General features: G+C 57.0%; 14 protein-coding genes. 13 read left to right on the top strand and 1 reads right to left on the bottom strand.

The features are described 5' to 3' along the window. Positions 1-70: 70 nt before the first annotated feature. Positions 71-631 carry an ADP compounds hydrolase NudE gene (gene nudE, locus ACMGGU_RS19750; RefSeq protein ID WP_008503041.1) on the top strand — a complete coding sequence of 187 codons (561 nt, stop codon included), beginning with the start codon at positions 71-73 and terminating at the stop codon, positions 629-631. An 80-nt stretch (positions 632-711) separates the two neighbouring features. On the opposite strand, the gene mrcA is transcribed toward nudE, so the two are convergent. Then, positions 712-3264, bottom strand: a complete 2553-nt coding sequence (gene mrcA, locus ACMGGU_RS19745; RefSeq protein WP_045909338.1) for a peptidoglycan glycosyltransferase/peptidoglycan DD-transpeptidase MrcA — start codon at positions 3262-3264, stop codon at positions 712-714. A 120-nt stretch (positions 3265-3384) separates the two neighbouring features. Here mrcA and pilM point away from each other — a divergent pair, with 120 nt between their 5' ends. The 12 genes from pilM (at position 3385) to trpS (ending at position 13353) form a co-directional block, all read left to right on the top strand. Beyond that, positions 3385-4161, top strand: a complete 777-nt coding sequence (pilM, locus tag ACMGGU_RS19740) for a pilus assembly protein PilM (RefSeq protein WP_248223023.1) — start codon at positions 3385-3387, stop codon at positions 4159-4161. Further along, positions 4158-4652 carry a PilN domain-containing protein gene (locus tag ACMGGU_RS19735; RefSeq protein ID WP_420300857.1) on the top strand — a complete coding sequence of 165 codons (495 nt, stop codon included), beginning with the start codon at positions 4158-4160 and terminating at the stop codon, positions 4650-4652. Before pilM ends, ACMGGU_RS19735 begins: the two co-directional genes overlap by 4 nt. Positions 4653-4655: 3 nt before the next feature. After that, a complete protein-coding gene (locus ACMGGU_RS19730; RefSeq protein WP_420300856.1) occupies positions 4656-5111 on the top strand; it encodes a HofO in 456 nt (151 codons plus the stop codon). Next, positions 5101-5505 carry a HofP DNA utilization family protein gene (locus ACMGGU_RS19725; protein WP_048226373.1) on the top strand — a complete coding sequence of 135 codons (405 nt, stop codon included), beginning with the start codon at positions 5101-5103 and terminating at the stop codon, positions 5503-5505. Before ACMGGU_RS19730 ends, ACMGGU_RS19725 begins: the two co-directional genes overlap by 11 nt. Then, positions 5417-6655, top strand: coding sequence for a DNA uptake porin HofQ (gene hofQ / locus ACMGGU_RS19720; RefSeq protein ID WP_406915932.1), 1239 nt, complete (start codon positions 5417-5419; stop codon positions 6653-6655). The genes ACMGGU_RS19725 and hofQ overlap by 89 nt, the downstream gene beginning before the upstream one ends. A gap of 286 nt (positions 6656-6941) precedes the next feature. Next, positions 6942-7463: a shikimate kinase AroK gene (aroK, locus tag ACMGGU_RS19715; RefSeq protein ID WP_003861630.1), complete on the top strand. Its 522-nt coding sequence runs from the start codon at positions 6942-6944 to the stop codon at positions 7461-7463. Positions 7464-7520: 57 nt separating this feature from the next. Further along, positions 7521-8609, top strand: coding sequence for a 3-dehydroquinate synthase (gene aroB / locus ACMGGU_RS19710; RefSeq protein WP_024907920.1), 1089 nt, complete (start codon positions 7521-7523; stop codon positions 8607-8609). Between the two features lie 92 nt (positions 8610-8701). Further along, positions 8702-10003, top strand: a complete 1302-nt coding sequence (gene damX, locus ACMGGU_RS19705; RefSeq protein ID WP_262802591.1) for a cell division protein DamX — start codon at positions 8702-8704, stop codon at positions 10001-10003. Between the two features lie 67 nt (positions 10004-10070). Beyond that, positions 10071-10883 carry an adenine-specific DNA-methyltransferase gene (gene dam, locus ACMGGU_RS19700; RefSeq protein ID WP_045909331.1) on the top strand — a complete coding sequence of 271 codons (813 nt, stop codon included), beginning with the start codon at positions 10071-10073 and terminating at the stop codon, positions 10881-10883. 41 nt (positions 10884-10924) lie between these two features. Then, positions 10925-11602 carry a ribulose-phosphate 3-epimerase gene (gene rpe, locus ACMGGU_RS19695; protein WP_008503032.1) on the top strand — a complete coding sequence of 226 codons (678 nt, stop codon included), beginning with the start codon at positions 10925-10927 and terminating at the stop codon, positions 11600-11602. After that, on the top strand, positions 11595-12356 hold the full coding sequence (gene gph / locus ACMGGU_RS19690) for a phosphoglycolate phosphatase (RefSeq protein WP_167214943.1): 762 nt from the start codon (positions 11595-11597) through the stop codon (positions 12354-12356). The genes rpe and gph overlap by 8 nt, the downstream gene beginning before the upstream one ends. Next, on the top strand, positions 12349-13353 hold the full coding sequence (trpS, locus tag ACMGGU_RS19685) for a tryptophan--tRNA ligase (protein ID WP_045909329.1): 1005 nt from the start codon (positions 12349-12351) through the stop codon (positions 13351-13353). The genes gph and trpS overlap by 8 nt, the downstream gene beginning before the upstream one ends. Positions 13354-13432 lie beyond the last annotated feature (79 nt).

Below are 13432 nucleotides of genomic sequence, written 5' to 3'. Positions count from 1 at the left end.
AATTGACATTGCCGAAACCGTGCGGCGTATCGCACAATAACCCCAGTTCTCACTGCTAAGACCCATCAAGATGAGCAAACCACTACAAAAACCCACCATTCTGAATGTTGAAACTGTCGCCAAATCGCGCCTGTTTAATGTCGAAAGTGTGGATCTGGAGTTCAGCAACGGTGTGCGTCGCGTTTATGAACGTATGCGCCCCTCGTCGCGCGAAGCGGTGATGATTGTGCCGATTGTCGACGATCATCTGATTTTGATCCGCGAATACGCGGTGGGAACGGAATCTTACGAGCTTGGGTTCTCGAAAGGGCTTATTGACCCGGGTGAAACCGTCTTTGAAGCGGCCAACCGCGAGCTGAAAGAAGAGGTGGGCTTCGGGGCGAATGAGCTTTCATTCCTGAAAAAACTGAGCATGGCGCCGTCCTATTTTTCCAGCAAAATGAATATCGTGGTGGCGGAAGATCTCTATCCTGAATCGCTGGAAGGGGATGAGCCGGAGCCGCTGCCGCAGGTTCGCTGGCCGCTGGCGCACCTGATGGATCTGCTGGAAGACCCTGACTTTAATGAGGCTCGCAACGTGAGCGCGCTGTTCCTGGTACGGGAGTGGTTGAAGGGGCAGGGGCGACTGTAGGCCATAAAAAAAGCCGGGTGGCGGCTTCGCCTTACCCGGCCTACGATGCTTTGCCCGGTTTTTACCGGGCATTTTTATTTTTAGAACAGCTCGTGCGTTTCGCCGTTATCGATGATCTCTGTACCCACCTCATGCACCGCCTGTGTGGTTGGCTGCGTGCCCTCAATGAAATACTCTTCGCGACTGTTACCACCGTTGGCGAGCTGGCCCGTGCTGCGGTCGATATTGACCGTCACCACGCCCGGCGGTGGCGTCAGCGGCTGCTCCGGCACGCCTTCAAGAACGGACTTCATGTAGGCGTCCCAGGCCGGTTGCGCGCTCTTCGCGCCGCCTTCGTAGCCGGAAATCTGATCTTTAATCGCGCCGGATGCCGTGGTACGTCCTAAATCGCGGCGGTGATCGTCGAAGCCGATCCAGACCGAGGTCACTACGCCGGGACCGTAACCGGAGAACCACGCGTCTTTCGAGCTGTTGGTTGTCCCCGTTTTACCGCCGATATCATGGCGCTGCAGATCGCGCCCTGCGCGCCAGCCGGTACCCTGCCAGCCTGGCTCACCGAAGATATTGGTGTTCAGCGCGCTCTTGATCAGGAACGACAGCGGCGTGTTGATCACATGCGGGGCGTACTCCTGCGCGCCGGTCTGCGCGACCAGCGCCTGGTTCGCCTGCTCGAGCTGCGGCTGCGGCACCACGCCGTTCTGCTGCTCCTGCGACACGGCAGGGTCTTCCATGTCCTTATTCTCAAGCACCTCGGATTTCGGCGTATTGCCATAAATGACCGGAATATCGCAGTCAGGACAGGCAATTTTCGGCTTCGCCTCGAACAGCACGCCGCCCTGATCGTTCTCGATCTTGCTGATGAAGTACGGGTCAATCAGGAAGCCGCCGTTGGCCATCACCGAGTATCCGCGCGCGACCTGAAGCGGCGTAAAGGAGGCTGAGCCTAACGCCAGCGACTCGGTGCGAACGATGTTCTGCGCCGGGAAACCGAAGCGCTGCAGATACTCTGCGGCATAGTCGACGCCCATCGCGCGCATGGCACGCACCATCACCACGTTTTTCGACTGTCCCAGACCCTGACGAAGGCGAATCGGGCCGGCATACTCCGCAGGGGAGTTCTTCGGCTGCCAGTCGGAACCCGCACCCGCATCCCAGCGGGAGATTGGCACGTCGTTGAGGATGCTGGCGAGGGTCAGCCCCTTATCCATCGCGGCCGTGTAGAGGAACGGTTTGATATTGGAACCGACCTGACGCAGCGCCTGGGTGGCGCGGTTAAATTTGCTCTGGTTGAAATCGAACCCGCCGACCAGGGCCAGTACAGCGCCGTTCTGCGGATTGATAGAAACCAGGGCCGAGTTGACGTCCGGCACCTGCGCCAGCCACCAGGATTCGCCGACCTTGCGCACCCAGATTTGCTGCCCGGTCTGTACCGCATCGGTCACTTTACGCGGCGTGGCGCCCTGCAGGGTATCCGAGCGGTACGGACGCGCCCAACGGATACCGTCCATGCGCAGGGAGACGGACGTACCGTCCGCGAGCGTTGCAACGGCTTCCTGAGGATCGGCCTGCGTCACCACCGCAGGAAGGAGCGGACCGTAGGTAGGCAGCGCTCTCAGCGTACTGGTGATTTTTTTGCTGTCCCACGCGCTTTCGCCCACCTTCCAGAGCACGTTTGACGGGCCGCGATAGCCGTGACGCATATCGTAGTCCATCACGTTGTTGCGTACCGCTTCCTGCGCCGCCTGCTGCACTTTACGGGTGACGGTGGTGTACACGCGATAGCCATCTTCATAGGCCTTGTCGCCATAGCGATTCACCATCTCCTGGCGAACCATTTCGGTCAGGTAAGGCGCTGAGAAGGCGATCTCCGGGGCGTGGTAGTTAGCGTCAATGACGTCATTGCGCGCCTGGTCATACTCGCTCTGGCTGATATAGCCTTCGCTCAGCATACGCGACAGAACGACGTTACGACGGGCAGTGGCGCGGTCGAGCGAGTAGAGCGGGTTAAACGTGGACGGCGCTTTTGGCAAACCGGCGATGGTGGCCATTTCGCTTAGGGTGAGCTGCTCAACAGGCTTACCGAAGTACACCTGCGCGGCCGCCCCCACGCCATAGGCACGGTAGCCCAGGTAGATTTTATTGAGGTACAGCTCAAGGATCTCGTCTTTGCTCAGCAGCTGCTCAATACGGATCGCAAGGAACACCTCTTTGATCTTACGGGTCAGCGTCTTTTCAGGGCTGAGGAAGAAGTTACGCGCCAGCTGCTGCGTAATGGTGCTCGCCCCCTGAGAGGCGTGACCTGAGAACAGCGCAATGCTCGCGGCACGGAAAATCCCCACCGGATCGACACCGTGGTGCTCGTAAAAACGGCTGTCCTCCGTGGCGATAAAGGCTTTCACCATCACCGGAGGGATTTGGTTTAAGGTCAACGGAATACGACGCTTCTCGCCATACTGCGCCATGAGCTCGCCATCGGCGCTATAGACCTGCATCGGGATCTGGAGACGCACATCGCGAAGCGTGGCGACATCAGGTAGCTGTGGCTCAATATATTTGTACAAACCGTAAATCGAGCCTGCTCCCAGCAGAATGCAACAGACTGCAAGGATGAATAAATACTTTACGAACTTCACCGGAGATTTCCCATTTGGTTTCACTTGGGCAGTTTCTAAACAATCGCGCGGTAGTATAAAGGCAAGCCTGATTCATTGATATAGCCGTCAGGGCGACGGGCGATAAGGAGATCGTGAAGCATGGCCTTCAAAACATGGCAAACGGGCGTTCATATTCAACAGGATAGGGTGCTGATCGTGGCGCTGGCCCGGGAGAAGACCGGCTGGCGCCTGCGGCGCTGGTGGGCAATCCCACTGGCCAAAGACATCATTCGTGACGGCAAAATTTGTCAGCCAGAACAGCTGGTTGATGCGTTACGCGACTGGCGAAAAACGCTGCCGCACGCCCATCGGGTGTTCCTCTCTTTTCCGGCAGCACGCACCCTGCAGCGCTCACTTCCCCGTCCAACCGTTGCGCTGCGCGACAGCGAGCAGCTTTCATGGCTTGGCGCCGCGCTCGCCCGCGAACTGGAGATGTCTGCCGATACCCTCTGTTTCGATTACGCGCAGGATACTTTCAGCAATACCTTTCAGGTGACGGCCGCACAAAACAACGAGGTCGACACCCTTCTGGCGCTGGCGAAAACGCTGCGTTTGCGGCTGGTGACCATTACCCCGGATGCCAGCGCGCTGACGAATCTTCTTCCTGCGCTGGCACCGGCGCAGTGCGTCGCCTGGCGGGACGATCGGCAGTGGCTCTGGGCGATGCGCCACCAGTGGGGACGCCGCTTAACTACCGAAGCAGAAAACGTGGCCGCGCTGGCGGCGCTGCTGGCTCTGGAGCCAAATGACATCGCGCTGTTTGATCGCCAACGTGATCCGTGGGAAATCCTGGCGCGCTGCCAGGCTCCGCTGCCGGAATGCGGCGCTGACTATACCGTTGCGCTGGCGTTGGCCATGAGCGAGGTGCCCGAATGAGCATCCTGAACTTTTTGCCCTGGCGACAGCAGCGGCGCACGCGATGCCTGCGTTTCTGGGGCGCAATGTGTGTCGGCACAGTGCTGTTGCTGTTCGTGGTCTTTTTCTGTTTGCGGATGAACCATCTCGTGAGGCTGCGGGCGCTGCAAACGGATCTGATGGGAATGCAGTCCGTGCAGCACGCGCTTGTCGCCCGACAAAGACTGACCGCACAGGCGCAAATGCCCGTGCAGACCCTGCAACGACGCGCATGGCAACCGGTGCTGGAATCCCTTTCCAGCGCCATTCCTTCACAGGTCTGGCTGACAGAGCTGCGCTATCAGCCGCCTGCGCTGATATTGACCGGTTATGCCCTCACCCTGCCGGCCCTCTCAGCCCTGCGCGATGGGCTGGGACAACTCGCGGGCTTTACGTCCGGGACGGCGGGCGAGCTTCGACAGGATAGCCGGGGGCACTGGCTGTTTACGCTTCATCTCAAAAGCGAGGAGTAACGCGTGAATACCCTGGTAGAACGCTGGTGCGAAAGCCGTCCCCGGCATCGGGTACTCTGCTGGTGCCTGGGGAGTCTCCTGGCAGGACTGGTCGTGTGGGGGGCGTTGCTCAGACCGGTAGACAAGCAGTGTGCTGAACAACAACGCCAGCTGATTGAAGATGTGAGCACGAACACGGCGTTATGGCCTGCCGTCAGAAAGGTGCCGTTTCGTCCGGACGCTGTAAAAGCACGGGCGCTGACGCCGTTCTCCCCCCTCGATTTTCAGGGCGATGAGACGACGCTGGTTCACTGGAAGCCGCTGCAAAATGGAGTGGAGCTGGCGCTGGATGCGGAGTGGCAGGCCATTCCGGAACTTTTTTCCCGGCTGGCACAGCAGGATGTGCAGATCGCGGCTTTCACGATTTCGCCACAAGGTTCGGCGTTACGCCTGCGGCTGGAGCTGGAACATGCGGAATAGCGCGCGATTTTTGCTGGTTTGCTCAGTGTTGCTATTAACCGGTATGCGCGATCCGTTCCGTCCCCCGGACGATCCTTGCGCCATTGGCGAGCTGGCGCAGTGGCACTTTCGCGGCATGGTGGAAGGGCAGGAGACTATCGGCATTTTACAGGATGGGCAAAAGCGCTGGTACCGGCTGAAAACGCATGAGCGCTTCCCGTCAGGCTGGAGGATAACAGCCATCAATGCAGCGGAGCTGGCAGTTGATGTGGGTGACACCTGTGACCCGGGAAAATGGACGTGGCAACGAGAAGGAACGGACAAAAATGAATTTACGGATAATGCTGTGGCTGCTGGCGTTCAGCCATCCCCTGTGGGCCGCCGAGCCAAAACCGGTCACGCTGGTGGTGGATGACGTTCCTGTGGTTCAGGTGTTACAGGCCCTGGTCGCACAGGAGAACCGTAATCTGGTGGTATCGCCTGATGTCAGCGGCACGCTTTCGCTAAACCTGACGCGCGTCCCCTGGCGGCAGGCGTTACGGACGGTTGTCACCAGTGCCGGACTCGTCTTGCGCGAGGAAGGCGGCATTTTTTATGTGCATACCGCGGCCTGGCAGCGTGAGCAGCGGGAGCGTTCAGAGCAGGAACAGGCGCGTCGACAGCTTGATGCCCCGCTGGTCACTCAGGGCATTCCCTTTTCCTATGCCGATGCCGGGGAGCTGCAAAAAGCCGCGGAAAAACTCCTGAGCCCAAAGGGGAGTTTGTCTGTCGACACGCGTACCAACCGTCTGCTGATCCGCGATAACCAGACGGTGGTGGAAACGCTGCAGCGCTGGGCCGCCCAGATGGATATTCCCATCGATCAGGTCGAGCTGGCGGCGCATATTGTGACCATTAACGAAAAAAGCCTGCGTGAGCTTGGGGTGAAGTGGAATCTCGCCGACGCGACCGACGCGGGCAAGGTTGGACGACTGACGACGCTGGGCAGCGATCTTTCCGTCGCCAGCGCTACCAGCCACGTGGGTTTTAATATCGGGAGGATCAATGGTCGGCTGCTGGATCTGGAGCTCTCAGCGCTGGAGCAAAAACAGCAGGTCGATATCATCGCCAGCCCGCGGCTGCTGGCCTCGCACGGGCAACCGGCCAGTATCAAGCAGGGCAGCGAAATTCCGTATCAGGTCTCAAGCGGGGAAAGCGGCGCCACCTCCGTTGAGTTTAAAGAGGCGGTACTCGGAATGGAGGTCACACCGGTGGTCTTACCGGGGGGACGCGTGCGCCTGAAACTACACATCAGCGAAAATATGCCGGGACAGGTTCTGCAGCAGGCCGATGGCGAAACGCTGGCTATCGACAAGCAGGAGATAGAAACCCAGGTGGAGGTAAAAAGTGGAGAAACGCTGGCGTTGGGCGGAATTTTTTCCCAGAAGAACAAAACCGGCAGTGACAGCGTACCCGGTCTGGGAAGCATCCCCTGGATTGGGTCGCTTTTTCGTCATGACGGGAAAGACAACGAACGGCGTGAATTAGTGGTGTTTATTACACCACGTCTGGTCGGTATTCGCTGACGGGTAACGATCCCCGCAATGATTTTGCATTCAGTTTGTTGCAGATGTTTGACGTGGGGCATGAATTAGCATACAAGGAGTACCGATTTGAGTTGGACTTACGTCTTATTACCTTATGCGCCCGGCGCGGTGATTTAATCAGTTGCCAAACAAGCCGGAGTATTGAGATAATTTTTAGTCTGACTCTCGCTCTATTGCATATGAGGTTTCAGTTCATGTCCTGCTACGCCGGGTGTCTGCGAAGCGGGGATTACCATTAACGAATAGTCTTAGTAGTACCGATAAAATGGCAGAGAAACGCAATATCTTTCTGGTTGGGCCTATGGGTGCCGGCAAAAGCACTATTGGGCGTCAGTTAGCTCAACAACTCAATATGGAATTTTACGATTCTGATCAAGAGATTGAGAAACGAACCGGAGCTGATGTGGGCTGGGTTTTCGACGTAGAAGGCGAAGAAGGTTTCCGTGACCGAGAAGAAAAAGTGATCAACGAACTCACGGAAAAACAGGGCATCGTTCTGGCAACAGGCGGCGGCTCTGTGAAATCTCGCGAAACCCGCAACCGTCTCTCCGCCCGTGGCGTAGTGGTCTATCTTGAGACGACCATTGAGAAACAGCTGGCACGTACGCAGCGCGATAAAAAGCGCCCGCTGCTGCAGGTTGAAACGCCACCACGCGAAGTTCTGGAAGCGTTGGCCGATGAACGCAATCCGCTGTATGAAGAGATTGCTGATGTGACCATTCGTACTGACGACCAGAGCGCTAAAGTGGTTGCAAACCAGATTATTCATATGCTGGAAAGCAACTGATTCTGGCTTTATATACACTCGCCTGCGGGTAAAAGCATTAAAGGTGGATGTCGCGTCATGGAGAGGATTACAGTTACTCTCGGGGAACGTAGTTACCCTATCACCATCGCGGCTGGTTTGTTTAACGACCCAGCTTCCTTTTTACCACTGAAAGCGGGTGATCAGGCGATGCTGGTCACCAATGAGACGCTGGCTCCGCTTTATCTCGACCGTGTGCGCCACCTGCTTGAGCAGGCGGGCGTAAAAGTCGACAGTGTGATTCTCCCCGATGGCGAGCAGTATAAAAGCCTGACGGTACTGGATACCGTCTTTACCGCATTGCTGCAAAAACCGCATGGTCGCGATACAACACTGCTTGCCCTGGGCGGCGGTGTTGTGGGCGATCTGACCGGCTTTGCGGCCGCAAGCTATCAGCGTGGCGTCCGTTTTATTCAAATTCCAACCACGTTGCTGTCCCAGGTCGACTCCTCTGTCGGTGGCAAAACGGCAGTGAACCATCCGCTCGGTAAAAACATGATTGGCGCGTTCTACCAGCCCGCGTCGGTGGTGGTGGATCTCGACTGTCTGAAAACGCTGCCGAAGCGCGAACTGGCTTCGGGTCTGGCGGAAGTGATCAAATACGGCATTATTCTGGACGGTGAGTTCTTTAGCTGGCTTGAAGAGAATATGGATGCGTTGCTGGGCCTCGATGAGGCTAAACTGGCATACTGCATTCGTCGTTGCTGTGAGCTGAAAGCAGAAGTTGTTGCCGCAGACGAGCGTGAAACGGGCTTACGTGCTTTACTGAATCTTGGGCATACGTTTGGTCACGCGATTGAAGCCGAAATGGGCTACGGCAACTGGCTGCACGGTGAAGCCGTCGCGGCCGGCATGGTGATGGCTGCCCGCACCTCTGAACGTCTCGGACAGTTTAAACCGGAAGAGACGGCACGTATCATTGCGCTGCTTGAGCGTGCTGGTTTGCCGGTGACCGGGCCGCAGGAGATGTCGGCGCAAGCGTATTTACCCCACATGATGCGCGATAAAAAAGTATTGGCAGGTGAGATGCGTCTTGTACTCCCGCTTGCAATAGGGAAGAGTGAAGTACGCGGCGGAGTGCCGCACGATGTCGTTCTTGGCGCTATCGCTGACTGTCAGCAGGCGTAACAACTAGAAAGGTCAGGCCACTGTCGCAGGTGGTCGTTTAGCTTCAGGTGAAATGCAAAGTCGTTGGCATAAGCCTTTGAGTGGGGTGTTAAATGGATGAATTCAAACCAGAAGACGAGCTGAAACCCGATCCCAGCGATCGTCGTACTGGTCGTTCTCGTCAATCTTCAGAACGTGATAACGAGCCGCAGATCAACTTTGACGATGTTGATCTGGATGCAGACGATCGTCGTCCTTCGCGCAGCCGCAACGCGCACGAAGAGCGAGCAGAAGAGGATTATGAGTCCGAAGAAGATTCAATGGACGAACCGCCTGTAGAGCGTCGCCCGCGTAAACGTAAAAAAGCCGCTGCGCCAAAACCGGCTTCCCGCCAGTATATTATGATGGGCCTTGGCGTTCTGGTGCTTGTGCTGCTGATTGTCGGCATTGGCTCCGCGCTTAAAGCACCGTCAACGAACACAACCGAGCAAACGGCTTCCGCTGAGAAGAGCATCAACCTTTCCGGTAACGATGCGTCCGACCAGGCGAATGGTGCACAGCCAGCGCCGGGTGCCACTTCTGCTGAGCAGACCGCAGGGAACACCACAGCGCCGCAGGATGTTTCTCTGCCGCCTGTTTCTTCAACCCCTGCTCAGGGTCAGGCACCTGCTGCGCCTGAAGGTCAGCAGCGTGTGGAAGTTCAGGGAGACCTGAACAATGCGCTGACGCAGCCGCAGAACCAGCAGCAGGTTGATAACGTCGTGGTTAACTCTACGCTGCCAACTGAACCTGCAACCGTTGCCCCGGTTCGCGGTGGTAACGCTCAGCCGCAAACGGCTGCGACGGAAACCAAGCCGCGCCAGACGCAGACTGCGACACGTCCTGAACGTAAGCAGGCGGTGATTGAGCCTAAGCGTGAAACCAAACCTCAGGTAGTGGTGAAGGCGCCTGAAGTGAAAGCTGTTCCGGCGCAGCCGAAACACACTGAAACGGCTGCGGTGAGCGAGCCTGCTAAAGCGCCCGTCACGCAGACTGCGCCGAAAGCCACGGCGACAACCACAGCACCGGCTGCCACAGCGGCGCCAGCAGCGACGGCAACAGCCTCCAGCAGCGCGGCAGGTAAAACGGCTGGCAACGTTGGATCGCTGAAATCTGCGCCATCCAGCAACTACACGCTGCAGCTGAGCAGTTCGTCTAACTATGACAACCTCAACAGTTGGGCGAAGAAATCAAATCTGAAAAACTACGTTGTTTATCAGACGACCCGTAACGGTCAGCCGTGGTATGTGCTGGTGAGCGGTGTTTATTCGTCCAAAGATGAAGCAAAACGTGCCGTAGCGGCGCTGCCAGCTGACGTTCAGGCGAAGAACCCATGGGCGAAGCCGATTCATCAGGTTCAGGCCGATCTGAAGTAATGTTTAAAGCGCAGGATGCTGTCGGAGCTTTCTCCACAGCCGGAGAAGGTGTAATCAGTTAGTCAGCATGAAAAAAAATCGCGCTTTTCTGAAATGGGCAGGGGGGAAATACCCCCTGCTCGATGATATTAAAAAGCACCTGCCTAAAGGCGAGTGCCTTATCGAACCTTTCGTGGGTGCGGGATCGGTGTTCCTCAACACCGATTTTTCTCGTTATATCCTGGCGGATATCAACAGCGACCTTATCAGCCTCTATAACATCGTTAAGCTGCGTACCGATGAGTATGTCGCCGAGGCGCGCAAACTGTTTACGCCCGAGAACAATAACCCGGACGTTTACTACCAGTTCCGCGCGGAGTTTAACCAAAGCCAGGATCCGTTCCGCAGAGCCCTGCTGTTCCTCTATCTCAACCGGCATGGTTACAATGGCCTGTGCCGGTATAATCTTCGTGGGGAATTTAACGTGCCTTTTGGCCGCTATAAGCGCCCGTATTTCCCACAGGACGAGCTGTATCACTTTGCCGAAAAAGCACAGAACGCGGAGTTCCATTGCCTCTCCTATGAAGAGTGTATGGAGCTGGCTGGCGTAAATTCAGTGGTTTACTGCGACCCGCCATACGCGCCGCTGTCTGCGACGGCGAACTTCACCGCCTATCACACTAACAGCTTCAGCCCTGCCGAGCAGGCGCGCCTGGCGGAGATGGCGGAAAAGCTGGTCAGCAAAAGAATTCCGGTGTTAATTTCGAATCACGACACGCCTGATACGCGCGAATGGTACAAAGCCGCGAAGCATTTTCAGGTTAAGGTGCGGCGTAGCATTAGCAGCAACGGCGGCACACGTAAAAAGGTGGACGAACTCCTGGCTCTTTATCGCCCCTGAGCCGTTTTGCCCGCCGGTAAACACATTTCAAGGAGAAGCGGATGAAACAGTTTTTGATTGCTCCCTCAATTCTGTCGGCCGATTTTGCCCGCCTGGGTGAAGACACTGCCAACGCACTGGCGGCTGGCGCGGATGTCGTCCATTTCGACGTGATGGATAACCACTACGTTCCAAACCTGACCATCGGTCCGATGGTGCTCAAGGCGCTGCGTAACTATGGCATTACCGCCCCGATCGACGTTCACCTGATGGTGAAACCGGTTGACCGCATCGTGCCTGACTTCGCCGCGGCGGGTGCCAGCATCATCACCTTCCATCCGGAAGCCTCTGAACATGTGGATCGCACGCTGCAGCTGATCAAAGAGAACGGCTGTAAAGCGGGTCTGGTGTTTAACCCGGCCACGCCGCTGAGCTATCTCGACTATGTCATGGACAAGCTGGACGTGATCCTGCTGATGTCCGTTAACCCGGGCTTTGGCGGCCAGTCATTCATCCCTCACACGCTGGATAAGCTGCGTGAAGTCCGCCGTCGTATTGACGAGTCAGGCTACGATATTCGCCTGGAAGTGGACGGCGGCGTGAAAGTGAATAACATTGGTGAAATTGCGGCGGCAGGCGCGGATATGTTCGTTGCCGGTTCAGCCATTTTTGACCAACCGGATTACAAAAAAGTCATCGATGAAATGCGCCGCGAGCTGGCGAAGGTAAGTCATGGATAAATTACAGGCTATTCGGGGTGTGGCATTCGACCTCGACGGCACGCTGGTTGACAGCGCGCCGGGCTTAACGAGCGCCGTTGACCAGGCGCTGTATGCACTTGAACTCCCCGTTGCGGGTGAAGAGCGTGTCGTTACGTGGATTGGCAACGGCGCCGATGTTCTGATGGAGCGCGCGTTGACGTGGGCGCGTCAGGAGCGTGCGTCACAGCGTTCCGCCCAGGGTAAACCGAGCGTCGATCACGCGGACATCCCGCAGGAAGAGCAGCTGCGTATTCTGCGCAAACTGTTCGATCGTTTCTATGAAGAGACCGTCGAGGAGGGCAGCTTCCTGTTCCCGGACGTTCAGGAAACGCTGAGTGCGCTGCACGCGAAGGGCATCCCGCTGGGTCTGGTGACCAACAAACCCACGCCGTTTGTCGCACCGCTGCTCGACGCGCTCGATATCGCGAAGTATTTCTCCGTCATTGTGGGCGGCGATGATGTGCAAAACAAAAAGCCTCATCCGGAACCGCTGCTGCTGGTGGCAGGAAAATTATCCTTAACGCCTGCGGAGCTGCTCTTTGTCGGCGATTCACGCAATGATATTCTGGCTGCCCGCGCGGCCGGGTGTCCTTCCGTGGGGTTAACCTATGGCTACAACTACGGTGAAGCCATCACGCTGAGTGAGCCGGACGTCGTTTTCGACCACTTCAAAGATTTGTTGCCCGCACTCGGGCTTTCGCACAGTGAACATCAGGAATTGAATAATGACTAAGCCCATCGTTTTTAGTGGCGCACAGCCTTCAGGTGAATTGACCATTGGTAACTACATGGGTGCGTTACGTCAGTGGGTCAGCATGCAGGATGACTACCATTGCATTTACTGCATCGTCGATCTCCATGCGATCACCGCGCGTCAGGATCCTGAGAAGCTGCGCAAAGCCACGCTGGACACCCTGGCGCTGTACCTGGCCTGCGGTATTGATCCAGAGAAGAGCACCATCTTCGTTCAGTCTCACGTGCCGGAGCACGCGCAGCTGGGCTGGGCGCTGAACTGCTACACCTATTTCGGCGAGCTGAGCCGCATGACCCAGTTCAAGGATAAATCCGCGCGCTACTCAGAAAACATCAACGCCGGTCTGTTTGACTATCCGGTGCTGATGGCGGCAGACATTCTGCTGTACCAGACTAACCAGGTCCCGGTGGGTGAAGACCAGAAGCAGCACCTGGAGCTGAGCCGCGATATCGCCCAGCGCTTTAATGCGATTTACGGCGATGTGTTTAAAGTGCCTGAGCCTTTCATTCCGAAGTCCGGCGCGCGCGTGATGTCGCTGCTGGAGCCGACCAAGAAGATGTCCAAGTCTGACGATAACCGCAACAACGTTATCGGCCTGCTGGAAGATCCGAAATCGGTGGTGAAAAAACTCAAGCGCGCGGTGACCGATTCCGACGAGCCGCCTGTAGTGCGCTACGATGTGCAGAACAAAGCGGGCGTCTCCAACCTGCTGGATATCCTCTCCGGCGTCACCGGCCAGAGCATCCCAGAGCTGGAAAAACACTTCGAAGGCAAGATGTACGGCCACCTGAAAGGCGAAGTGGCAGATGCCGTTTCCGGCATGCTGACCGAGCTGCAGGAGCGTTATCACCGCTACCGTAACGACGAAGCTTTCCTGCAGAAAGTGATGAAAGAGGGCGCGGAAAAAGCCAGCGCGCGCGCGTCCGAAACCCTGAAAGCGGTGTACAACGCGATTGGGTTTGTTGCGAAGCCTTGAGTCTGCTTGCCGGGTGGCGCTAACGCTTACCCGGCCTACAGGATCGTGTAGGTCGGGTAAGGCAAAGCCGCCACCCGAC

The sequence above is a fragment of the Enterobacter sp. BNK-8 genome, assembly GCF_048685095.1.
GTDB lineage: Bacteria > Pseudomonadota > Gammaproteobacteria > Enterobacterales > Enterobacteriaceae > Enterobacter > Enterobacter quasiroggenkampii.
The sequence above is the reverse complement of the archived record's forward strand: the minus strand, read 5'-3'. Positions and strand labels throughout refer to the sequence as shown.

Bases quoted from the DNA above. Each gene is read 5' to 3' on its own strand.
- nudE (WP_008503041.1), top strand. From the start codon at position 71: ATGAGCAAACCACTACAAAAACCCACCATTCTGAATGTTGAAACTGTC.
- pilM (WP_248223023.1), top strand. From the start codon at position 3,385: ATGGCCTTCAAAACATGGCAAACGGGCGTTCATATTCAACAGGATAGG.
- ACMGGU_RS19735 (WP_420300857.1), top strand. From the start codon at position 4,158: ATGAGCATCCTGAACTTTTTGCCCTGGCGACAGCAGCGGCGCACGCGA.
- ACMGGU_RS19725 (WP_048226373.1), top strand. From the start codon at position 5,101: ATGCGGAATAGCGCGCGATTTTTGCTGGTTTGCTCAGTGTTGCTATTA.
- hofQ (WP_406915932.1), top strand. From the start codon at position 5,417: ATGAATTTACGGATAATGCTGTGGCTGCTGGCGTTCAGCCATCCCCTG.
- aroK (WP_003861630.1), top strand. From the start codon at position 6,942: ATGGCAGAGAAACGCAATATCTTTCTGGTTGGGCCTATGGGTGCCGGC.
- aroB (WP_024907920.1), top strand. From the start codon at position 7,521: ATGGAGAGGATTACAGTTACTCTCGGGGAACGTAGTTACCCTATCACC.
- damX (WP_262802591.1), top strand. From the start codon at position 8,702: ATGGATGAATTCAAACCAGAAGACGAGCTGAAACCCGATCCCAGCGAT.
- dam (WP_045909331.1), top strand. From the start codon at position 10,071: ATGAAAAAAAATCGCGCTTTTCTGAAATGGGCAGGGGGGAAATACCCC.
- rpe (WP_008503032.1), top strand. From the start codon at position 10,925: ATGAAACAGTTTTTGATTGCTCCCTCAATTCTGTCGGCCGATTTTGCC.
- gph (WP_167214943.1), top strand. From the start codon at position 11,595: ATGGATAAATTACAGGCTATTCGGGGTGTGGCATTCGACCTCGACGGC.
- trpS (WP_045909329.1), top strand. From the start codon at position 12,349: ATGACTAAGCCCATCGTTTTTAGTGGCGCACAGCCTTCAGGTGAATTG.